Annotated in this window: 23 protein-coding genes and 1 pseudogene; 21 read left to right on the top strand and 3 right to left on the bottom strand. The window is 34.6% G+C overall.

What is annotated here, in order from left to right:
* Positions 1–182: 182 nt before the first annotated feature.
* The 17 genes and pseudogenes from A0O34_RS17815 to A0O34_RS17745 all read left to right on the top strand — a co-directional run bounded on the left by A0O34_RS17815 (position 183) and on the right by A0O34_RS17745 (position 16,241).
* Complete coding sequence (locus A0O34_RS17815) at positions 183–1,526, top strand: sigma-54-dependent transcriptional regulator (RefSeq protein ID WP_066757661.1); 1,344 nt, start codon at positions 183–185, stop codon at positions 1,524–1,526.
* Positions 1,527–2,843, top strand: a complete 1,317-nt coding sequence (locus A0O34_RS17810) for a sensor histidine kinase (protein WP_066757658.1) — start codon at positions 1,527–1,529, stop codon at positions 2,841–2,843.
* A 96-nt stretch (positions 2,844–2,939) separates the two neighbouring features.
* Complete coding sequence (locus A0O34_RS17805) at positions 2,940–3,425, top strand: hypothetical protein (protein WP_066757656.1); 486 nt, start codon at positions 2,940–2,942, stop codon at positions 3,423–3,425.
* A gap of 111 nt (positions 3,426–3,536) precedes the next feature.
* Entirely contained in the window at positions 3,537–4,109 is a 573-nt protein-coding gene (locus A0O34_RS17800; RefSeq protein ID WP_082891200.1) for an RNA polymerase sigma factor, read from the top strand.
* A gap of 83 nt (positions 4,110–4,192) precedes the next feature.
* Entirely contained in the window at positions 4,193–5,023 is an 831-nt protein-coding gene (locus A0O34_RS17795) for a FecR family protein (protein ID WP_066757652.1), read from the top strand.
* Positions 5,024–5,110: 87 nt separating this feature from the next.
* Positions 5,111–8,233, top strand: a complete 3,123-nt coding sequence (locus A0O34_RS17790) for a SusC/RagA family TonB-linked outer membrane protein (RefSeq protein ID WP_082891199.1) — start codon at positions 5,111–5,113, stop codon at positions 8,231–8,233.
* 11 nt (positions 8,234–8,244) lie between these two features.
* On the top strand, positions 8,245–9,978 hold the full coding sequence (locus tag A0O34_RS17785; protein WP_066759811.1) for a RagB/SusD family nutrient uptake outer membrane protein: 1,734 nt from the start codon (positions 8,245–8,247) through the stop codon (positions 9,976–9,978).
* Positions 9,979–9,993: 15 nt separating this feature from the next.
* Positions 9,994–11,097 (top strand): metallophosphoesterase, encoded by a 1,104-nt coding sequence (locus tag A0O34_RS17780; RefSeq protein ID WP_066757651.1) that lies wholly within the window; start codon positions 9,994–9,996, stop codon positions 11,095–11,097.
* The gene (locus A0O34_RS22155) at positions 11,045–11,452 is read left to right on the top strand and encodes a DDE-type integrase/transposase/recombinase (protein ID WP_082891197.1); all 408 of its coding nucleotides are present in this window, start codon (positions 11,045–11,047) and stop codon (positions 11,450–11,452) included. The genes A0O34_RS17780 and A0O34_RS22155 overlap by 53 nt, the downstream gene beginning before the upstream one ends.
* A 32-nt stretch (positions 11,453–11,484) precedes the next feature.
* Positions 11,485–11,694, top strand: a pseudogene (locus A0O34_RS22845) (IS3 family transposase); the annotation flags it as partial.
* A gap of 282 nt (positions 11,695–11,976) precedes the next feature.
* Positions 11,977–12,567 (top strand): TetR/AcrR family transcriptional regulator, encoded by a 591-nt coding sequence (locus A0O34_RS17770; protein WP_066757649.1) that lies wholly within the window; start codon positions 11,977–11,979, stop codon positions 12,565–12,567.
* Positions 12,568–12,647: 80 nt separating this feature from the next.
* On the top strand, positions 12,648–12,815 hold the full coding sequence (locus A0O34_RS22840; RefSeq protein WP_157886057.1) for an oxidoreductase: 168 nt from the start codon (positions 12,648–12,650) through the stop codon (positions 12,813–12,815).
* Positions 12,816–13,118: 303 nt separating this feature from the next.
* Positions 13,119–13,886, top strand: a complete 768-nt coding sequence (locus A0O34_RS17765; protein ID WP_066759810.1) for an SDR family oxidoreductase — start codon at positions 13,119–13,121, stop codon at positions 13,884–13,886.
* A gap of 1 nt (position 13,887) precedes the next feature.
* Positions 13,888–14,886 (top strand): NADP-dependent oxidoreductase, encoded by a 999-nt coding sequence (locus A0O34_RS17760; protein WP_066757646.1) that lies wholly within the window; start codon positions 13,888–13,890, stop codon positions 14,884–14,886.
* A gap of 591 nt (positions 14,887–15,477) precedes the next feature.
* On the top strand, positions 15,478–15,669 hold the full coding sequence (locus A0O34_RS17755; protein WP_066757643.1) for a cold-shock protein: 192 nt from the start codon (positions 15,478–15,480) through the stop codon (positions 15,667–15,669).
* Between the two features lie 95 nt (positions 15,670–15,764).
* A complete protein-coding gene (locus tag A0O34_RS17750; RefSeq protein WP_045495811.1) occupies positions 15,765–15,956 on the top strand; it encodes a cold-shock protein in 192 nt (63 codons plus the stop codon).
* Positions 15,957–16,049: 93 nt separating this feature from the next.
* Positions 16,050–16,241 carry a cold-shock protein gene (locus A0O34_RS17745; protein ID WP_045495811.1) on the top strand — a complete coding sequence of 64 codons (192 nt, stop codon included), beginning with the start codon at positions 16,050–16,052 and terminating at the stop codon, positions 16,239–16,241.
* A gap of 143 nt (positions 16,242–16,384) precedes the next feature.
* On the opposite strand, the gene A0O34_RS17740 is transcribed toward A0O34_RS17745, so the two are convergent.
* Entirely contained in the window at positions 16,385–17,443 is a 1,059-nt protein-coding gene (locus A0O34_RS17740; protein WP_066757640.1) for a 3-oxoacyl-ACP synthase III family protein, read from the bottom strand.
* Between the two features lie 576 nt (positions 17,444–18,019).
* On the opposite strand from A0O34_RS17740, the gene A0O34_RS17735 reads away from it, so the two are divergent.
* The 4 genes from A0O34_RS17735 to A0O34_RS17725 all read left to right on the top strand — a co-directional run bounded on the left by A0O34_RS17735 (position 18,020) and on the right by A0O34_RS17725 (position 20,495).
* A complete protein-coding gene (locus A0O34_RS17735) occupies positions 18,020–18,496 on the top strand; it encodes a hypothetical protein (protein WP_066757637.1) in 477 nt (158 codons plus the stop codon).
* A 34-nt stretch (positions 18,497–18,530) separates the two neighbouring features.
* Positions 18,531–18,629 (top strand): DUF1569 domain-containing protein, encoded by a 99-nt coding sequence (locus A0O34_RS22835; protein ID WP_418219360.1) that lies wholly within the window; start codon positions 18,531–18,533, stop codon positions 18,627–18,629.
* A gap of 28 nt (positions 18,630–18,657) precedes the next feature.
* On the top strand, positions 18,658–19,425 hold the full coding sequence (locus A0O34_RS17730; protein WP_066757634.1) for an SDR family oxidoreductase: 768 nt from the start codon (positions 18,658–18,660) through the stop codon (positions 19,423–19,425).
* A 206-nt stretch (positions 19,426–19,631) separates the two neighbouring features.
* Positions 19,632–20,495 carry a helix-turn-helix domain-containing protein gene (locus tag A0O34_RS17725; RefSeq protein ID WP_228394311.1) on the top strand — a complete coding sequence of 288 codons (864 nt, stop codon included), beginning with the start codon at positions 19,632–19,634 and terminating at the stop codon, positions 20,493–20,495.
* A 597-nt stretch (positions 20,496–21,092) separates the two neighbouring features.
* On the opposite strand, the gene A0O34_RS17720 is transcribed toward A0O34_RS17725, so the two are convergent.
* Together A0O34_RS17720 and A0O34_RS17715 are read right to left on the bottom strand one after the other, a co-directional pair.
* Positions 21,093–21,419 (bottom strand): DMT family transporter, encoded by a 327-nt coding sequence (locus tag A0O34_RS17720; protein WP_066757628.1) that lies wholly within the window; start codon positions 21,417–21,419, stop codon positions 21,093–21,095.
* A 6-nt stretch (positions 21,420–21,425) separates the two neighbouring features.
* The gene (locus A0O34_RS17715; RefSeq protein WP_066757625.1) at positions 21,426–22,289 is read right to left on the bottom strand and encodes an SDR family oxidoreductase; all 864 of its coding nucleotides are present in this window, start codon (positions 22,287–22,289) and stop codon (positions 21,426–21,428) included.
* Positions 22,290–22,292: the final 3 nt, after the last annotated feature.

Raw genomic sequence — 22,292 nt, 5'->3', positions numbered from 1 at the left:
ATTTTATTCATTTCAGGACTGTTCATTATCGGACACTTTTTGTGCGAAAACGGACATTTTAATTGGTTGTTAGTGTTTAGTTGTTGGTGTTTAGTGTTTGGTTTTTGATTATTGTAAAAATTACATTCGAATCCCTAAAAGCTAAACACTAAAAACCACACACCAAATACAAATAAAAAACAATGCGAAAAAAAGAAGCTCATATTTTAATTGTTGATGATGACGAAGATATTTTATTTTCGGCAAGAGTCTGGCTTAAGAAATTTTTCACGGAAGTAAGCTGTCTCAGTCAACCAAAGAATATTTTGAAATTTTTGGCCGAGCAACAAATCGATGCCGTTCTTTTGGACATGAATTTCCGAAAAGGATTTGAAAACGGACGCGACGGATTGTATTGGATGCAGGAAATCAGAACTTTAGAACCTCAACTTCCGATCATTCTGATGACGGCTTATGGTGAAGTTGAATTGGCTGTTGAAGCTCTTAAAAACGGGGCATCAGATTTTATTTTAAAACCCTGGAATAATGAAAAATTATTTGCTTCCGTCAATCTGGCTGTGGATATTTCACGAAAGAATAAAAAACTGAATCAGTGGGAAAATGTAAGTATTAAAACCAATCAATATCAGTTAGATACAAAATCTTCTTCCATGCAGGCCGTGATGGATCAAATTACAAAAGTTGCTGCAACTGATGCTAATGTGCTACTTTTAGGTGAAAATGGAACCGGAAAATATGTTTTAGCCGAACATATTCACGAATTATCGGAAAGAAAAAACCAGCCTTTTGTACACATTGACTTAGGAAGTCTTTCTGAGAATCTTTTCGAAGCGGAATTATTCGGTTACAAAAAAGGTGCTTTTACAGATGCCAATCAAGATTATTCCGGAAAAATTGAAAATGCCCAAAACGGAACTGTTTTCTTGGATGAAATAGGAAATCTTCCGTCTCACCTTCAAACCAAATTGCTAAGTCTTATTCAAAATAGAAAATTATCCAGATTGGGTGAAAGTAAAGAACGATTATTAGACATAAGATTTATTTTCGCGACCAACGAAAATCTGAAAAAAGCGGTATCTGAAAACCGTTTCCGAAAAGATCTTTATTACAGAATAAACACCGTAGAATTGCAGATTCCAAATCTGAGAGACCGAGTGGAAGATATTCCAACGTTGGGAAATTATTTCTTGGAAAAATACAAGCAGAAATATCATAAAACAGAGCTTACTCTTAACGAAAACTTAATTGAGGAACTAGTAAATTATTCCTGGCCGGGAAATATCCGTGAACTGGATCACTGCATTGAAAGAAGCTTAATTCTTTCTAACGATAAAAACCTTAAATTACTAATGCCACAGGATGAAGAAGCTGACAATCCAATCACCAACCTAAATATTGAGGAAATGGAAGAAATTCTCATCAAAAAAGCTTTAAAAAAACACAGAGGAAATATTTCTCTCGCCGCCGAAGATCTCGGATTATCCAGAGCCGCACTTTACAGAAGAATGGAAAAATTTGAATTGTAAATGAAAAAACAACAGCTTATTTGGTTAGTTTTTATCGTGCTGGCAGTCGTTAGCGGGATTTTCGCGTTTGATTTTTATTCACAGAATAAGTGGATTAATTTCGGTTTATTTACGATTATTGCTATTGCGTGTATTATTTTAGCCCAACTTTCAGCGTTATCATTTATTCAGAAAACTGAAAAAATATTGTTGACCATTCAGAAAAAAGATTTCTCTCTTTTTCCCAAAACAGAGGAAAATATTTTGTTGGACAATGCAGTAAAACTCTATTACCAAAGTAAAGAAGAACATCTTTCGTACTCTTCCTATAAGCTTCTGTATGAAGAAATTTTGAATCAATTGGAAATTGGACTGATGATTCTTTCCGAGAAAAATAACGAGTGGGAAGTATTTTATGTAAATCCTGTTTTTTTAGAAATTCTGCAAATTCCGAAATACAATTCATGGGAATTATATGAATCCAAGACTCCCAATTTTTATAAGATCATAGAACAGGCGAATTACGAAAATTCTCAGGAATTCTTTGATATTTCGATCAATGAAAATGTAAAACAATCGTTTTCTCTGCGAACAAAAAAAGTACAGAATGTGAAAAACCGTTTCTGTATCATCAGTCTGGAATCTGTTCAAAAGATTATCGAGCAAAAGGAAAAGCATGCATGGAATAATCTGATGAAAGTAATTTCTCATGAACTTCTGAATACGCTGACGCCGGTCAACAGCTTAATTCAGAATCTGGAATACATTGCCAATCAAGATGTTGTTGAAAAAGAAGATCAACAGGAAATGAAGGAAAGCTTAACGATAATTAGTTCAAAATCAAAACAATTATTGAATTTCGTGGACGATTATCGACAAGTTGCGGAATTACCAAAACCTGTTTTCAAAACCATTTCTTTAACTCAAATCGTAAAATCTGCACTTAATTTCTTAAAACCCGAATTTGAAAAAAATAATATTACAATCATCAATTCATTGGAAAATCAGACCATTTCGGCAGATCAAAAAATGATCGAAAGATGCTTAATAAACCTTTATTTAAATGCAATCTACGCTGTTGAAGACAATGCTGAGAAAATCATTAAAACAGAAATCAAAATACTTAATAATAGAACAGTTTTAAGCGTTGAAGACAATGGAATCGGAGTTTCAAATGAAATTAAAGACAAAATCTTTCTTCCGTTTTTCACGACCAGAATCAGTGGTTCGGGAATCGGTTTGACGCTTAGTAAAAGCATTATTGAAGCCCATAAAGGGTATTTAAATTACAGACCCTTGGAAAAAGGAAGTTTATTTGAAATATGGTTCTTGGAATAATCATATTTGATACTAAACGCTAATTATACTATTAAGCAAAGCCTTTTCAATACAACCTTTTTTAACTATTTTTACCCCACAATATATAATTGACATATGAAAAAAATCGTATTTGCGGGAATAATAGCTTTTGGAGGGTTTCTAACAGCAAATGCACAGTGTAAAACTGTATCCACACTTACCGAAAATTTTGATACCTGGAAAGAGATCAACAAATGCTGGACTGCTCAACAAGGAAAGGCAATGCTTTATGCAAGCGATAAAAAAATTATATTTTATTCGATGAGCAGCCCCGGAGAAAATATGTATCTGGTGACTCCAAAAATTAAAGCCGGAAAATATACATTAACCTTTGATATTTCAGACAACGGCGGAGAAACGAAACTTGAACTGTTCTCTATAAATAATACATCCGATGCAAAATCATATGTTTCAATAGCTAAATCTTCTAAAATAGAGGGAGGTAAAAAAACATTTGACATTTCTTTAAAAAAAGATTCAAATTTAGGTATGAAAGTTTTGCTGAATGGAGTGCATCAGGCAGTTTATGTGGATAATTTCTCTTTGAAGCCTAAAAAATAAATCGCTTAAGGCTAATGAGTTATAAAACACTAATAATCATTAATTTAACTTAATTCGAAAACATTTCAACATCCCCTACTCTCTGAAATCTCCCGACTTTGGAGATAACCGATGTTAAATTTAATATATACTTTATATTGGCACAACACGAATTCATTACTTTTGCCAAGCATTGAAACCGTGTCGTGCCTTATAATGGAATATTTTAAAAAAATATATTTAGATTACAAACATCAAGTATACTTTTTTGTCAAAAAGTTTATTTCCAATATGGAAGATGTGGAAGACGTTGTACAGGAGATCTTTGTACATCTCTGGAAACATTCTTCCTCTCTTAAAAATCCCCAGACTTTAGAAGCTATTATCTTCAAAACAGCTCAACAGGAAGTTGCTAATTTTTACAGGAAAAATAAAATGATCTTCTCTTTTTCGGATGAAAGTTTGATAAAAGATGAAGCCGATTCAGAAAAAAATGATGCTGAATTTAAAGAAGAACAATTACGAAAAATACAAAACCTTCTGGAAGAACTTCCTGAAAGAAGCACTACTTTTTTCTATAAAAACAAATTAGAGAAAATAAGCTATTCTCAGATTGCGAAAGAAAATAATATCTCAAAAACAGCGGTAGAAAAACAAGTCACTAAAGTTGTCCGATACATCAAGGCGAACTTAAATCTATTTTAACCCAATATTAATCAATATAAACAAATCATTAAATCCATCTCTTCGGGGTGGATATTTTTATTTTACCGCGTAATTATAATTGTATGAAAGATTCTCAAAAATATTTGGAAAAAATTTGGAAAACCGTCTCCGAAGAAAAACAGGAAATAGATTCTTCAACCGACTCCAGAATCTGGAGGGGAATAGACGGGAGAATTCAGCAAAATAATAAGCGAAAATATTATTGGATGACGGCGGCTATTTTAGTGCCTCTATTTGGAATCCTGTTTTTTTATAAAGATTTTTATTCAAAAGAAACAAAAAAAGATTTGGTAACAGCATTAGTATTGCAATCCAATGAATTTTCTAAAACGTTCAGATTATCCGATAATAGCGTTATCACTTTGGAACCTTACAGCAAATTATCCATCAATAAAGATTTTGGAAAGAAATACAGAAATGTAAAATTTCAAGGGAAAGGTTTTTTCTCGATTGCAAAGGATAAATCCAGACCTTTCATCGTAAATGCAGGTGGTTTCAGTGTTGAAGTTTTGGGAACAAAATTCTCAGTTGATCAGAAATCAGAAGAAAAAAAGGTAAAACTGTTTGAAGGAAAAGTAAAAATAGATCACAACGGCAAGCTAACCTATCTCCTTCCAAATGAAAACTGGAGCACGTCTCCGACAAAAAGTGATTTTCATTATTATGCAATGAGTATGGTAAAGAATTTCACCTTTGAAGACACCACCTTCGAGGATGCAATAACTGAAATAGAAAATACATACGGAGCCAAAATTACCTATCCGAAAAACATTGCTAAAAATGAAGTATCAGGCTCATTCTCAGGAAATCTAAAAGAAATTCTTTCCATTATAAATTACCCCTTTAACCTAAAAACTGTTTTTAAAAATGAAAATGAAATAACTCTCTATTAAATAAAACAGCACCAATAATGTGGCGTTATCAGTGCTTGTATTTAATTCAAATCTCGCTAAAGAATAATAAATTAATTTATCAAATTTATGAAAAAAACTGCAATTTCTATTGCTTTACTCGCGGCTATGGGACTTCCTGTGCTAAATTATGCTCAAACCCAAGCCAGCACGCCTGTTACAAACAATCAAAGGCAGGTGTCATTAGTCAAAATACTTAAAAAATTAGAGAAATCTACCAATACAAAATTCTTTTATTCTGCCTCAGATTTTAAAAATATCTGGGTAGATGAAAGCAAAATCAACTATTCATCATTAAAGCAAAGCTTAGATTATCTTAAAAAGAGTGTCCCCTTAGATTATCAAATTCAGAACAACACAGTAACCCTTAGAAAATTAATTTCTACTAATTCTTTGGATAAAAATGAAATAAAACCTCAAAATGATACTATAAACCAACAGGAGAAAAAAATAGAAGAAGTTGTAGTTGTTGGGTATGGAACACAAAAGAAATCCATTATCACAGGATCTGTATCTGTTGTGAAAGGTTCAACAGCAGAAGGACAACCGGTACTTTCAGCCGGAAATGCTTTACAAGGTCTTGCAGCCGGTGTTACGGTGACGACACAAACAGGTGCGCCTGGAGGTGATGCCGGAAACATCAGAATCAGAGGGATCAACAGTTTTGGAGGTTCAGATAGCAATCCTCTTATTATCATTGACGGTGTTGCAGGAAATATCAATGATGTCGATGTCAATATGATTGAGTCTATCTCTATTCTAAAAGATGCTGCTTCTGCTGCAATTTATGGTTCCAGAGCAGCTGGTGGAGTTATTCTTGTAACGACAAAACGTGCCAAAGGAAATAAACTTACCGCTCAATACCGAGTGTACACAGGATGGCAAAGAGCTACAGCAATACCAAAAGTTACCGACGGTCTTACCTACATGAAGGTATTTAATGATGCCAGCATGAATGACAATGGGACAAAGATCTACAGTGATGAAGCCATCAATGCTTTTTCGGAAGCATACAAGAAAGACCCAAGCAATTATGACTGGCAAAAAGCGATCCTTCAGGGAAGCGGATTCTTGCAGGATCATTATTTTTCGTTATCAGCAAAATCAGGAATCATAAGTGTATCGCCGTCATTTGGGTATTCAAAACAGGAAGGTATTATTAAAAACACGGACTTTACGAGGTTTACTTTCCGTAATAATATGGATATTACACCGAATGACCAATGGAATATCAGACTGGATATGTCATTCGTAAACAAAGACAGAAAACAGATTGCTGATGAAGGTACCGTCTGGAATTATCTTGGCAGAATGCCCACCAATATTCCAATTTATTATGGTAATAACTATTCTGACGGATGGGTGAAAATTAATCCCGTTGGTTTTATTGAAAATGGTGGAAATCGTAAACAAAATAACTTAGAGTTTATAGGAAACGTTAATATTTCTTACAAACCTACAGATTGGCTGACATTAAAAGGTCTTTTTGCCCCACGCTATCTCACGACCAATATCCATCTTTTCAGAAAAAGTGTACCCACCTATTACGAAGATGGAACCGAAGCAGGTTCTGCCAACACTTTCACAGAACTTACAGAATCTGCGAGACGTCAGTTTTACGGAACTTATCAGTTTCAGGCAGACGCAAAAAAAGAATTTGGGAAGCACAGTTTTGAGCTTCTTGCAGGAGCTTCAAGAGAAACTTATAATGAAAAAATATTATCCGGATACAGAAGAGATTTTTTATATGATAATTATGAAGTATTGGATGCTGGTGCAGATAATGAGACGAAAGATAATGGAGGAGCAGAATACGAATGGCTGTTAGTTTCTGCTTTCGGGAGATTCAATTATAATTACGCTCAAAAATATTTATTTGAAGCTAATGTAAGATACGATGGAACTTCAAGATTTATCGGTAAAAACCGTTGGGCAGTTTTTCCATCATTTTCTGCCGGTTGGGTGGTTTCAAGAGAAAACTTTTTCGAAGGTTTAAAAGGAACAATCAGCCAGTTAAAACTGAGAGGTTCTTGGGGAAAATTAGGTAATCAGAATATCAGTTCTTCTTATTATCCGTTTTCAGAACCATTAACATTGGGAAGTACTTCTATGAACGGAGTGGTATATCAAACAATCCAGCAATTAATCATGTCTAATCCTGATTTGAAATGGGAAGAAACCACTATGTCTGGTGTTGGGGTTGATTTATCCTTATGGAAAAAATTAGACCTTACTTTTGATGTTTACAATAAAAAAACTGATGGAATTCTTTTAAGATTAAATACCTCTCAGCTTACAGGTTTACAGGCACCCATTCAAAACGCTGCAACGGTAAGCAACAAAGGTTGGGAAATAGGCGCTCAGTACAATGAAAAATGGGGAGATTTTAAAATGAATATCGGTTTTAATCTTTCTGACGTCAAAAATGAAATTCTTGATATGAAAGGTCAGTCTTCGGGAACAATTCTTCGTCAGCAGGTGGGCTCTTCAGTGAATTCTATTTATGGATTTATCGCTGATGGATTATATCAAAATCAAGCGGAAATCGCTGCCGGACCGACACAATTTGGAACTTTAAAGCCTGGAGATATCAGATACAAAGATATTGCCGGAGCTTTTGATGCCAATGGTAATCCAATCGGGGACGGAAAAATTACAGATGCCGACAGAACCATTATCGGAAGTACAGTTCCTAGATATACGTATGGATTTAATATGGATTTTTCTTATAAAGGCTTCAGATTATCAGCATTAATACAGGGTGTTGGAAAAGTTGACGGATATTTGGATTCACATTATGTAATTCCTGCCGTAAACTCAAGTGCCGTGAAACCTTGGCAGCTCGATTATTGGACACCAGAAAATCCTAATGCTCAATTTCCACGTGTTTCTCTTACCTCTACAAACAATACGCAAAACTCTACCATGTGGATGAGAAGTGCAGCTTATATGCGTCTTAAGAATCTACAGATCGGATATGAATTACCTAAATCTTTTATAGACAACACATTCCTGCAGAGTGTTTATGTCTATATGAACGGACAAAACCTCTTGACTTTCACAAAATTCTACGAAGGATATGATCCGGAAATCAACTACAATGCAGGAAGTTCTGACGGTGTTGCTCTGGGAGGTGGAAACTATTATCCACAAGTAAAAACATACTCATTCGGTATTGATGTTAAATTTTAATGATTAAAAAAATGAAAAACTTTTTAAAAATATTTTTATTGGCTACGGTCACTTCGTGCTCAAGCTCAGATATGGATTTAGAACCACTTAACGGGCCAACATCCGGAACTTTCCCCGCCTCTTATGACGAAGGAAAAATGGGTCTTTTTGCAGCTTACAGAAACTTAAGTACTTTGGATGCAGCCAGTACTCCTATTTGGCACGTGATGGATAATATTACGGATATCGGATATGCAAGACCGGGAACCAATTATACATCCCCTATCACGAGTTCTATTACTACAACCAATGCATTAACCATAAAACCGTGGGAAGTTCATTATCAAACCATTGCAAGATGCCACGCAGTACTTGATAAACTGGATGGAATTTCAGGACTTACCGAATCACAAAAGGCAGAACTTGGTTCAGAATTGAGATTTATCCGTGCTTACGCCTATTCTCAATTGATCGAGCTTTATGGGGATGTTCCATTAATAAAAGCAGCCGTTACGCTTGACAATGCGAATGTTCCAAGAACACCTGTTACAGAAATTCAGAAATTTATTATTGATGAACTTGGAGCTGTTGCACCTCAACTTCCGATCTCACAATCGCAGTACGGAAATGTGCGTGCATCTCGTATAGCGGCTTTGATGTTAAAAGCTAGAATTGAACTTTATACGAAACAATACACCGCAGCCGCAGCTACTTCAAAGCAAGCTTTAGATTTATCAGCAGGTGTTTATAGTTTAACACCATTTAATGCTTCTGTAAATTATGCAGGTAAAGATCATACTGTAGGAGAACCGGATCCTAGTAATATATTTGGACATACTGGTTTTTCAAGTAGCAAAGAATGGATTTGGGTTGCCGAATACAATATTAATGTACCTGGATATCTTCATAATCAGCAATATTACGCAGCATCTCGTTTGGGTAAAGGAGTTTGCTACTGGGGACCTACTCAAAATCTTATCGATTCTTATGAAATGACAGATGGTTTATCCATACTGGAATCCCCGTTGTACGATCAAACAAATCCGTTTAAAAACAGAGATCCGCGTCTTGATATGTATGCCGTGCGACCACACTCAAGATATCTTGGATATCAATTTGAGCCGAATACATCTTTCGTAAAAGTAAACAATTACTGGTCAGTTGGAGCACCGACACAAGTTGCTAATGCCGACGCTACCAATGCGTATCGTTCTTTCAGTGGTTATCTATGGAGAAAAGTGGTTGACATTGCTGACTTTAATTCTACTTCAGTAAGTGGAAATTCAGATTTAAATGTCGGAATTTTCAGATTACCGGAATTACTATTGATTTATGCAGAAGCAAAAATTGAGTCGAATCAGTTGGATAATTCTGTTTATGATGCGATTAACCAGATTAGAACACGTGCAAAAATGCCGGTTTTAAGTACAGGAATGTCACAAGCTCAATTGAGAAAAGCCCTTCGATATGAAAGAAAAGTAGAATTGGCAAATGACGGATTAAGATGGTACGACATAAGACGTTGGGGCATCGCAAATAATGTGATGAACGGATATTTATACTTAAACCGCAACGCAAACAATTGGTCAAAATCAGCAATAACCGGCTTTGATGAAAGTGCAAATCCTATCTATAATCACTCACAGGCTTCAGGATATTTTTCTACGCAGGAAGTGGTTTACAGACTAAACAAAGATGAATATTGGCCGATCCCGCAATCGGAAATGGATGCGAACCCTAATTTAAAACAAAATCCCGGATATTAATTATAAAAAGAATATATGAAGAAGAATATATCAATCTTGCTATTACTGCTGTCTGCAGTGATTTTTGGGCAGGAAAAATTTCAGGAGCCAAAATTAGACAATCAAAAATCATGGAGCATCATTCTGATCCCGGACACACAAAACTATGTGAAATGGAACAGAAATCAGCCGATTTTAGATCTGATGGTAAGATGGATTGAAGACAACATTTCTCCACTTAACATTAAAATGGTCTGTCAGGTTGGGGATTTGGTGGAACATAATAATATTCTTAATCAAGGATATGACGGAGATCAAAGTGCAGATGATCAATGGAAATCTATACAATCAATCTTAGGAAGGCTCAATGGAAAAGTACCGTATGTAGCTGCAACAGGAAATCATGACTTTAGTATTAATGGTGAAGGCAGAAGATTTTCTCGCTATAATGAGTTTTTTCCTTCCAATTTTAACAGTTTAAATCAGAAATATTTAGCACAGAACTTTTTTAATGATGCCGGTGCTCCAAGCATGGAAAATTCTGTTTTGGAACTTAAAGGATTAAATGGTCAAGACTATTTATTTCTTAGCCTTGAATTTGCGCCGAGAGATAAAACGTTAGAATGGGCTAAAAAAGTGTTGGATATGCCTCAATACAAAAATCATAAATCGATTTTAATAACCCATGCTTTTCTGAATGAGAAAGACAAGAGAACGGAAAAAGCTAATTCGTGGTTTATGTATGAGCCTTTCTTAGTAAACAATGTGCCTCAAAAATCCAAAACCATCGTGCTTCCGGAATCTAATAACGGAGAACAGATATGGCAAAAGCTGATACAGCCTTCTCAAAACCTTGAGCTTGTGTTAAGTGGTCATATCTCTGGTGAAGGTTTCCGCGTAGATTCTAATAATTATGGGAAAAACGTGAATCAGATGCTTTTTGATATGCAGAGTGAAGGCGGCGGTCATCGTGATGGCAACGGAGGTGACGGCTGGCTAAGAATTATTGAGTTCTATCCAGATAATAAAACCGTAAAAGTGAAAACGTACTCCCCTCTTTTCGGTATTTCTCCGGTTACTCAAAAAAATGCCTATAAGACAGATCCGAGAAACGAGTTTACTTTCAAACTTTCAGAATAATATTAAAGTTAAAGGGTATAAGAATCCTGTCCTAACAAAGTTAGCAACATCAGTTTCTGATATTATCTATATCCGCACAGGCCAGGGTTGGTTATACCTCACGACAGTCATTGATTTGTTTGACAGAAAAGTTATCGGCTGGTCATTGAGTGAGACGATGAAGGCTCAGAATACCAGTATTGCTGCCTTGAAAATGGCACGGCTTCACCGTCATTTACAGGATCATGATAGTTTAATTTTCCATTCTGACAGAGGAATACAGTATGCGTGTACAGAATTCATGTCAATAATCGGAAAAAACATTACCCTAAGTATGAGAGGAATTGCGAAGCACATCAAGAATACCTTAAATTAAATAAAAATTGATGAGTAAAAGGAAATTGCTATGACAATGCTGTAGCAGAGAGCTTTTTCAAAACTCTTAAAACCGAGCTTGTCTATCAAAATAAATATGAAACTAGAGGTCATGCTAAAAACTCTGTGTTTGAATATATAGAAACATTTTACAACACTCAGAGAAGGCCTTCGGCTTTAGGAAATTTAACCCTAAAAGAGTATCAAAATTTAATGTCTAATCCATCTAAAAATGTAGCATAAAGAGTATATAAATTTTGTCTCAAAAATAGTTGCAAGTTCATTTAGACTAATTATTATTTTTATAGCCCATTTTATTCACCCTTCTCGAACCTTTAACCGAAGTTAAATTAATGAATAAAAGTTTTAGCCTTGAGGGAAAAAGGAAATTTAAAAAACCTACAAATGAATCATGATATTTAAATATGTTGTTGCCTTAAAATATATTCCCATATATTAATTTCAAAAAAAAAAAATCGCTTACAATATACTTTTTAGTATATTTGCGATATAATTTGATGACCAATGTTGACGAAAGCAGAAAAAACCAAACAATTTATCCTGGAAACAGCAGCCCCTCTTTACAATATGAAAGGTATTTCCGGTGTGAATATAGATGACGTGCTGGCGGAAACTAAACTGACAAAAGGCTGTCTTTACGGTCATTTTGAAAATAAAGACGATCTTACTGCGCAAGTGGTTGATCTGATGCTAAAAAAAGTTTCTGACAGAATGTCTCTCGCTGTGTTAAATGCGAAAACGACCAGAGCTAAAATTTTTGCATTCCTTGACTTCTACAAAGACCCGATTAACACTTATGTTTCGGGAGGGTGCCCGATATTCAATACGGCTGTTGAAGTTGATGATAATTATCCATTGATAAAACAAAAAGTGGCAGCTATATTTCGATTGGGACAAGAAGGACTGACTACCATTTTGAAAGAAGGTATTGATAATGGAGAGTACTCTTCTGAACTCGAACCTGCTGTTTTTGCCTTTAAGCTTGTTGCGGCTACAGAAGGAGGTATTGTAATGTGCCGGACTATGAATACCATGAAGCCCATGCAATCGCTAATTAAAAATTTAAAAGCAGAATTAGATCGCTATGCGCAGTGATTTTTTTTATCATTAAATAAACTAAAAAGTATATTTAATATATATTTTCTTCATATAAATAAATTTAACAAGACTACATTATGAGTAATATATCATTATTTGAACCTTCTCAGCTCAACGATTTAGAATTAGAAAACAAAATCGTTATGGCTTCCATGACTCGCAGCCGTTGCGGCAACGCGGAGCATACTATAACTGAACTGACTGCAGAATACATTGAGAAAAGATTCAGCACTCAATCCCCCTAATTAAAGTACGTTTTACACACCGGGCGAAAAAGTCTATACTGATTATACTTTTTTATCTGAATAATCTCTAAAGAAAAGTTAAATGAAAGTCCGATATACGAAGTGTACCCGATTTTGATCAATACTTGATTTTCACCAGAAATTGGTACTGTCAAGGCTAATCTACCATCGGAAATAGCCAATGAACCGTTTACCGCTTTAGAAAAAATAATGTTGAAATTCCGGTTGGAGACAGCAAAAAATATACTCCCTGATAAATCCAATCACAGAACAGATACTTTTAAAATATTAAACTCAAAAGATATGAACTTAAAAGGAAAAACAATCCTGATCACAGGTGGTGCATCAGGTATTGGGCTAGAAGCAGCCAAACAATTTTCAGCGCTTGGTGCAAAAGTGATTATTACCGGAAGAAATCAGGCTAAATTAGATGCAGTTAAAAAATCATTCCCATTCATTACTGCTGTACAAAGTGATGCAGGAAATGAAGCAGATGCAAAAGCTCTTTTTAATACAGTAAAAGAATTGGGCGGTATTGACATCTTGTACAATAATGCTGCTGTTCTCGTGCCCCCATCAAATTTAGGTATTGCAAACGATAACCATATTAAAGGCGCAGCATACGAAATGGAAGTTAATTATATAGGTGTAATCAGGCTGAATAATCTTTTTCTGGATATGCTTAAATCAAGAAATGAAGCTGCAATAATTAACACCACCTCAATATTGAGCCAAGCTCCCTCTCTAATTGAAGCGACTTATTCTTCATCTAAAACAGCACTGGCTTTTTATACGATATCCCTTCGTGAACATTTAAAAATTATTGGGAGTAGTGTAAAAATATTTGAACTCATCCCACCTCTTGTTGCAACAGAAATGACTGCAGGAAGAAATGATAAAAAAATTTCAGCAGAAGAAATGGTAAAAGGCATGATCAAAGGTTTATCAAAAAATCAGTACACTTTAAAAGTAGGTGATGCAAAATTATTCAGCTTAATAAATCGGTTTTTACCTAAAACTGCCTTTAATTTACTTAATCCGAAAAAAGATCATCAACTTTTAAAAAATTAATATGAAAGCATTTATCATAAATAAATATACAAAGGGAGGCCTGCAGCTTGCAGATGTTCCAGTTCCAAAAGTTAGCGAAAATGAAGTCTTGGTGGAAATTCACGCTGCTGGTGTAAATCTTCTGGATTCGAAAATTAAAACAGGAGAGTTTAAATTAATATTGCCCTATAAATTGCCTTTAATTCTTGGGCACGATGTGGCGGGTATCATAATACAAGTAGGGGAAAATGTGACGAAATTTAAAGTTGGTGACGAGGTGTATTCACGACCAGCAGATTACCACATTGGAACCTTTGCCGAATATATTTCTATTAATGAAAATGACGTAGCACTGAAACCTAAAACCCTTACTATGGAGGAAGCCGCCTCTATTCCATTGGTAGCACTCACTGCCTGGCAGGCTTTGATTGAAAGTGCTAATCTGAAAAAAGGACAGAAAGTATTTATACAGGCAGGTTCTGGTGGTGTCGGAACTTTTGCCATCCAATTGGCAAAACATCTGGGAGCAACTGTTGCCACCACTTCAAGTACAAAAAGTTTTGACTTCTTAAAAAGTCTGGGCGCAGATGTGCTGATTGATTATAAAACGCAGGATTTCGAAACTATCCTTAAAGATTATGATGTTGTACTTAATAGCCAAGATACCAAAACATTAGAAAAATCAATCAACATATTAAAACCAGAAGGTCAAGCCATTTCTATTTCAGGTCCGCCAACACCGGAATTTGCTAATGAGATAGGGCTACCTTGGTACTTGAAGACCATATTATCAATTCTTAGTTTTAGCATCAGAAGAAAAGCAAAAAAACACAACGTTGATTTCTATTTTCTTTTTATGAAAGCCAATGGAAGCCAGCTTGAGAAGATTACCAAGCTGATTGAGGCTAATATCATTAAACCTGTAGTTGATAAGGTATTTACTCTTGAACAGACAAATACTGCTCTACAGTATGTAGAAAGTGGGCGTGCAAAAGGTAAAGTAGTTATAAAAGTGAAATAAATAAAGTACAAGAGTAGAATAACTGTAGATTAAATAAATTTTATTGAAAATAACAGTTTACTTAGTGTACCAATTTAAATTCTAATAATGCTTTAGATAAAGAATCTGGAATATACTGTTCACAATTAAAAATGCATAAGGTTTATTATCGCTAAAAAGTATTATTACTATTTCAATATTTCCATACACTATGCTTATTGTAAAAACTACAATCAACCCAAAATTACATTTTTATTGAATAAACTTGAATAATTCAGATCATCAAAAAATAAAAAACAAAAAATTTCTTGTTTTTAATAAATTATGTGTATATTTGTAAAATAATCAGGCTTCTGCCGATGCTTATTCTGAAACTTGTGAGTTTACACCTCCCTAGCAGTCTTAGCTTTTTCAGTCGCTACATTTTTGTCATCAATATAACAGGTGCAGTACCTTTTTCCAGCTTGAATATTTTCAAGATTCTAAAAATACCAACATCATTTTCTTGTTTACAAATCGATTTATTACAGTTTTGACGTAATTATCAATCCCGTAATGGCAATAGCCGAAAATAATTTATCAGTAAATACAACAATTTTATAATATAATACAATGCAACAAGGAACAGTAAAATTCTTTAACGAAACTAAAGGATTTGGTTTTATTACACCTTCTAATGGAGGTCCAGATGTTTTCGTACATACTTCAGGTTTAGTTAATGATATTCGTGAAAATGATGTCGTTACATTTGACGTACAAAACGGAGCAAAAGGAGTTAACGCGGTTAACGTAAAAATAGCTTAAATTAAAAATACTGTTTTGATCTAATCATCATCACAGTTATGGCACTAGCCAAAAACGATTTATAAGTAAATACAACAATTTTATAATACAATACAATGCAACAAGGAACAGTAAAATTCTTTAACGATGCCAAAGGATTTGGTTTTATTACACCTTCTAATGGAGGTCCAGATGTTTTCGTACACACTTCAGGTTTAGTTAATGATATTCGTGAAAATGATGTCGTTACATTTGACGTACAAAACGGAGCAAAAGGAGTTAACGCGGTTAACGTAAAAATAGCTTAAATTAAAAATATTGTTTTGATTTAATCATCATCACAGTTATGGCAATAGCCAAAAAATTTATAAGTAAATACAACAATTTTATAATACAATACAATGCAACAAGGAACAGTAAAATTCTTTAACGATGCCAAAGGATTTGGTTTTATTACACCTTCTAATGGAGGTCCAGATGTTTTCGTACACACTTCAGGTTTAGTTAATGATATTCGTGAAAATGATGTCGTTACATTTGACGTACAAAACGGAGCAAAAGGAGTTAACGCAGTTAACGTAAAAATAGCTTAAATTAAGAAGGAAGCTAAAAAGCTTCTTTCTCAATATAATAATTAGCAGAGAATCTTTAAAGATTCTCTGCTAATTTTTTTTATAAGGGAAAGCAACTGTAATTTTTAATATCAATTACTAAAATATTGAGGGGTAATTCTAGATTAAAATTTATAAACTAAAGCATTGATATTCATACCGGCCCCAACCGAAGCAAATAATACAATATCATTCTCATTGATCTCATGATCCTGAAGTTCGTTATTTAAAATCATTGAGAGTAAAGTTGGTATTGTTGCAACACTGCTATTCCCTAGTTTACTTATGATCATAGGCATAATATCTTTAGGTACTGGGGTATCATATAATTTGTAAAAACGCTTTACAATTTCTTCATCCATTTTCTCATTAGCTTGGTGAATAATAATTTTGCTCAATTCGTTTATCTTATATCCACTGTCATCAAGACATTTTTTCATAGCTTCAGGTACATGTAAAAGAGCAAATTCATATATTTTTCTTCCGGTCATTTTGATGAATTTCGTATCTGATAAGCTCTCCGTATTATTAGATTTTCCAAAATACAGATAATCTTTCTCTTTGAAGGTATGAGAAGCCGAAACATGCGATTTAACACCGACATCTCCCTCTGTACCCTGAATAACTACAGCACCCGCCCCATCTGCGTAAATCATACTGTCCCGATCATGAATATCAGTAACACGAGATAAAGTTTCGGCTCCTATAATCAAACAAGTTTTAGCGATACCGGCTTTAATAAATGCATTGGCTTGTATAAGCCCTTCAACCCATCCGGGGCATCCAAATATGACATCATAGGCAACACAGTAATTATTTTTAATTCCCAACTGATGCTTGACCCTTGAGGCTAAACTGGGAACTGCATCAGATTGCGTTCCCCCATAAGGCACATCTCCAAAATTATGAGCAAATATGATATAATCTAATGTCTCCTGATCTATATGAGCATTTTGTATCGCAGCTTTTGCGGCAATAAGTCCCAGATCTGAAGTTACCAATTCCTTAGAAGCATACCGCCTTTCTTCTATCCCAGTGATTTCTTTGAGTTTTTCTGCAATTACAGCATTATCCTGTTCTAACTTCTTACCATTTTCGTCAAAAAAAATGTTTTCATTAAAAAATACACTGTCAATAACCTCTAAGGGTACATAATTTCCTACACCAATAATTTTACTTGTCATGTCATGTAATTTAATTTCATATGAATAGTATTTATCCTAATCCTAGAATTCAAAAAAGGTGCTAATTTATAAAATTATTTAACTTTAGGTGAAAAATTCTCAGGAAATATTTAAATTAACACAAATCGTGATCAAACATTACTCAAACACTATATGCTGGCACAGTCAAAAAAATAGAATTGACAAACCATTAAAATTTTAAAAAGACATCAATACTATTATAAAAAAATTTCAATACAAATAATTATCACTCACTAGGAATCAAAAATATTAAGGCATAATAGAATACATGCTAATGAAGATGAAGCAATTATTATCTTAGATTTTCCATATATGTTGACTGTTTCTTACAAGAAAGTTGACGATTCTAACCAGACAACTTGAACACAAATTCACCCGTTAATTTGTATTATTTAGCAAAAGTTCCCCCATTAATAAAGTCGTATTTTCCAAGCACAACCTTTACCATTTAATATTCATTTAAGAGCGATTTGGGCAAATATCTATACTGTGGTTTTTATTACCACTTTTTTACGTCATTTTGTGTCAAGGATTCCCCCTTTTGTACTATAACGTATGCCTGTATCAACATTAAATTTGTTGTATCAAATAATTGATAAAAAAATATTATTAAAAGATAAGGTTAAAAGAAGCATTATTAACAGGTATTTACTGAGAAGCGTTTGTCCGATAATTAAAGCAACGCTGAAAGAACCTTTTGTGAAGGGAATTAAAGGTAAAGACTTCTTTTCGCAGGAAATGTTATTGACATTAACCCATAGGATTAACGGCATTACATCTCAATCCAAAAGGGAGTGGGGCACTATATCTCCCGACCAAATGTTGCACCACCTGAATTTGCCTATGGGAACTGCATTAGGATATTATGAGCTACCGGATAAAAGTTATTTACTGTCAAGAACAGTATTCAAATGGCTATTGGTAGATTTTCTATCAGAGCAGCCCAAAGGACTGCAACTGCCGCTAAATTTCAAGATACCTCCGCCAGAACGCTTTGATTTAGAGGACAATAAAAAATATTGTTGGAAATAATAAGGAAAACGTGCAACAGTAAAAACACTGTGACTTGGGAACCCATCCTTACTTCGGATTCATGGGTAAAAAAGAATGGGGCAGACTCCTGACTGTGCATATTGATTATCATTTAAAGCAGTTCAATGCTTAGCTATTTTTAACAACTTAAATATATAACCATGGAAATAAAAGGAAAAACAATATTGATTACAGGTGGTACAGCCGGTATAGGCCTAGAAGCAGCAAAACAATTTTTAGCTGCTGGTGCAAACGTAATCATTACCGGCAGAAGTCAGGATAAATTGGATGCAGCTAAAAATATATATCCTGCATTGACCATTTTCAAAAGTGATGCAGCCAATGCGGATGATGCTCAGAATCTTTATAATAAGATTGAAGAAATGGGAGGGATTGATATTTTATATAATAATGCAGGTGTGATGGGCAAACCTCTTAATTTGGGGATCGCGGATGCCAAACATTTTGAGGTGGCAGCTAATGAAATGAACATCAATTACCTGGGTGTGATCCGGATGAACAATCTTTTTATCGAAATGCTGAAATCCAGGAATGAAGATGCTATTATTAATACCTCATCACTTTTAAGTTATGTCCCATTAAATCTTGCCCCAACATATTGTGCTTCAAAAGTGGCAGTGCGCTTCTATACTGTCTCGCTAAGAAATCACCTGCAGCTGATAAAATGTAAAGTGAAAGTCTTTGAACTTTCACCCCCTGTTGTCGCTACGGAAATGACCTCTGGAATTGATCAAAAGTCAATTACTCCCGAAAAATTAGTGAATGCTTTAATCACCGGAATAAGAAAAGACAAGTTTATCATTCGTGTAGGTCTTTCCAAATTGCTATACATTTTTAGCCGTCTTTCTCCATGGCTCACTTTCAAAATCCTTAATCCAAAGGTGAACGCAAGCCTTTTGCAAGCATAGCGTTTGTCCTATATTGCCGATAATTTCTTATCTTTCCATATGTTCGATGCCATAGCTTATGTGAAACAAGACCAAGACCGCTGGAATGGCATGAACCTATTCCGTGCCCCGTATGATGGTCTTGCCGATAAGCTTATCAGGTTTTTTCTTCGATAATTTTGATTTTAAATATAATTATGACAAAACATTTTAAATCAATCACAGAAATGGCACTTGCCAATAATATGGCACCGCCGGAACACTCGCTGTTGGGACTCATACGGATCAATAAGGAGATCGTTATTAATAATCCTGCATTCACCAGTGATTTCTATATGATAGGTTTAAAAAAAGTCAAAACCGGTTTCATGTTGTATGGTAGGACCAGATTTGACCATGAAACAGGGTCCATGATTTTTTTGAAGCCCCGGCAGATTGTGGAAATGCGGAATCTGGAGTTTGAAGAGGATGGATATATTCTTTTTTTTCATGAAGATTTTTTGACAGGCGACCCGTTGTACCAGGACATCCAACGGTATTCTTTTTTTGAATACGAAACCAATGAAGCGCTCCACCTGGCGCCGAAAGAAGAGAAGATCATATGGAATGTTTTTTACACCATTGAACAGGAATACAATAACAATGAGGATGAATTCAGCCGGGACATCATTCTGGCAGCCATCAATTCGATGCTGAAATATGCGAAACGGTTTTATAAGAGGCAATTCATCAATCGAAAGCAGGCTTCGGGCAAAACTGTGACAGAATTTAATAAAATCCTGCAACAGCATATTAATGACGGATTCCTTTTTGAGAATGGCCTGCCGTCTGTAGGAGATCTGGCAAACCGGTTGAACGTTTCTGCCCGCTATCTTACCGACTTGTTAAAAGTGGAAACGGGCAAGACTGCCATCGAACTTATTCATATAGCTATGATAAACGAAGCTAAAGACAGGCTTAGAAAGAAGGATAAAACGATCTCTGAAATAGCATATGAACTGGGTTTTGAAAATCTGTCTTATTTCTCCCGTTTATTTAAGAAAGAAACAGGACTGCTTCCTACAGTTTATAAAAGACAATTTTTAAACTAAAATTATTTGTTGAATAAGATTGGGCTTAAAGAAACAATAGTTTTACCAAAACGGACGACTTCCACGTACTTAACGTTGGGGTCTTTTTATATTGCTACAAAGCTCCGGTTAAAAGTTTTAAGAACGAATGATATTGAGCAAACGAAAGGCAAATAAGGAAGATACCCGATTTCTCTACCAACTTTCGAAAATGCATTCTAGTCGAAGCTCTGAATACCTCAATCGATAACTTTCTTTCTGAAATCAAAGTTTCTGGTCTGTCCGAGACTGATTGATGCAATGACATGTCTTTTTCCATATCGGCTTTCTTTGTCCTATTGGTTTTGTAACCGATTTTAAAAATAAGCAATATGAAGTAGTTTCAGATGATCTGGAAAAATTGCTTGGTAGAAAACCGGCAAATTTGAAAGACGCATTGAAGGAATTATATAGTTTTTAAGTTATCATTTCAAAATTAAAGTAATAAGATAATTATGTTAAAAAAATATATAAAGTTGTGATCAAAAGAAAAAATAAAGCTTCCCAAATTAGGAAAGCTTTATTTTTCTATAAAGTATATATTGACTGGATCCTCAAATCATAACCTATTTTGAAAATTTAATGTGCAGTTTTTGAAAAAAAGTTCATAACTACAACCCCTATCACAATAAACGCAATTCCTATGATGGCAGGCAAATCCAATTTTTGCTTGAAAGCAATTACAGAAACAGCGGTTGTAAGTACTATTCCTAAACCTGCCCAGATTGCATAAGCTGTACTGAGTGGCATTGCTTTTAAAGCTAAGGAAAGAAAATAGAAACTACCTGCGTAACCCATTACAAAAATAGTTGAGGGCAGCCATTTAGTAAAACCCTCAGACGCTTTCATAAAAGCTGATCCAGTTACTTCTAAAATAATTGCCAACGAAAGAAATACATATTTCATAACAATTTAAGATATGTATGTTTCTTTTAAATATTGATTTAGATCTTTAGGTTTACGACCTAATAATTGTTCCAAATCTGATGAAAATATCTCATATTCTCCATTTTTAATAATTGCAGCAAGTAGTGAAAGATACCAAATACTACCTTCATCTACACCTGATTCTCTCAATTGCACCTCATAATCATCGGGTTCCGGATTCGTATATAATATTGATTTTTCTGATAACTCAGAAAGCATTCCTGCGATATCATTAAATGAATATGAAGAAAGAGCTGAGGTCAAATATGTTTTATTATCGTGTCCATCGCTTGCAATCACATTTGCAATTGCTTCTGCCATATCCGTTCTTGTTGCAAAGCTGGCCTTGCCCTCTCCAGCAGGCAAAAATATACCCGTTTCCAAAACATTTTCTCCAACAAAAAAGGGAATTGTTTCAGAATACAAACCATTTTGGAAAATAGTGTAGGTCAAGCCACTTTCAAGAATATAATTTTCAGTGTTAATATATGAATCGACTAAAGATCCTAACTGCGAATGGATAACTTCTCTGTTCAATGCGCCGCTTGTATAATATATATGTTTAACACCTGCCTCTTTAGCTGCATCAATTACATTCGTATGTTCAGTTAGCGGATCATCGCCACTACTACTAACTAATAATAATTTTTCGATTCCTTGAAAAGCTTTTAAAAGTCTTACCTTATCGCCGTACTCTCCGATTCGTACATTAATGCCTTTAGCTTCCATTGCTTTGGCTTTTTCCTGATTTCTGAATAAACCTGCTATTTGATTAGCAGAAATTTTATTAAGTAGATTTTCAATGACTGCACCTCCTAAATTGCCTGATGCTCCTGTAACTAATATCATATT

The organism is Chryseobacterium glaciei (assembly GCF_001648155.1).
In the GTDB taxonomy this organism is placed as follows: domain Bacteria; phylum Bacteroidota; class Bacteroidia; order Flavobacteriales; family Weeksellaceae; genus Chryseobacterium; species Chryseobacterium glaciei.
This window is presented reverse-complemented; position numbering and strand designations above follow the sequence as displayed.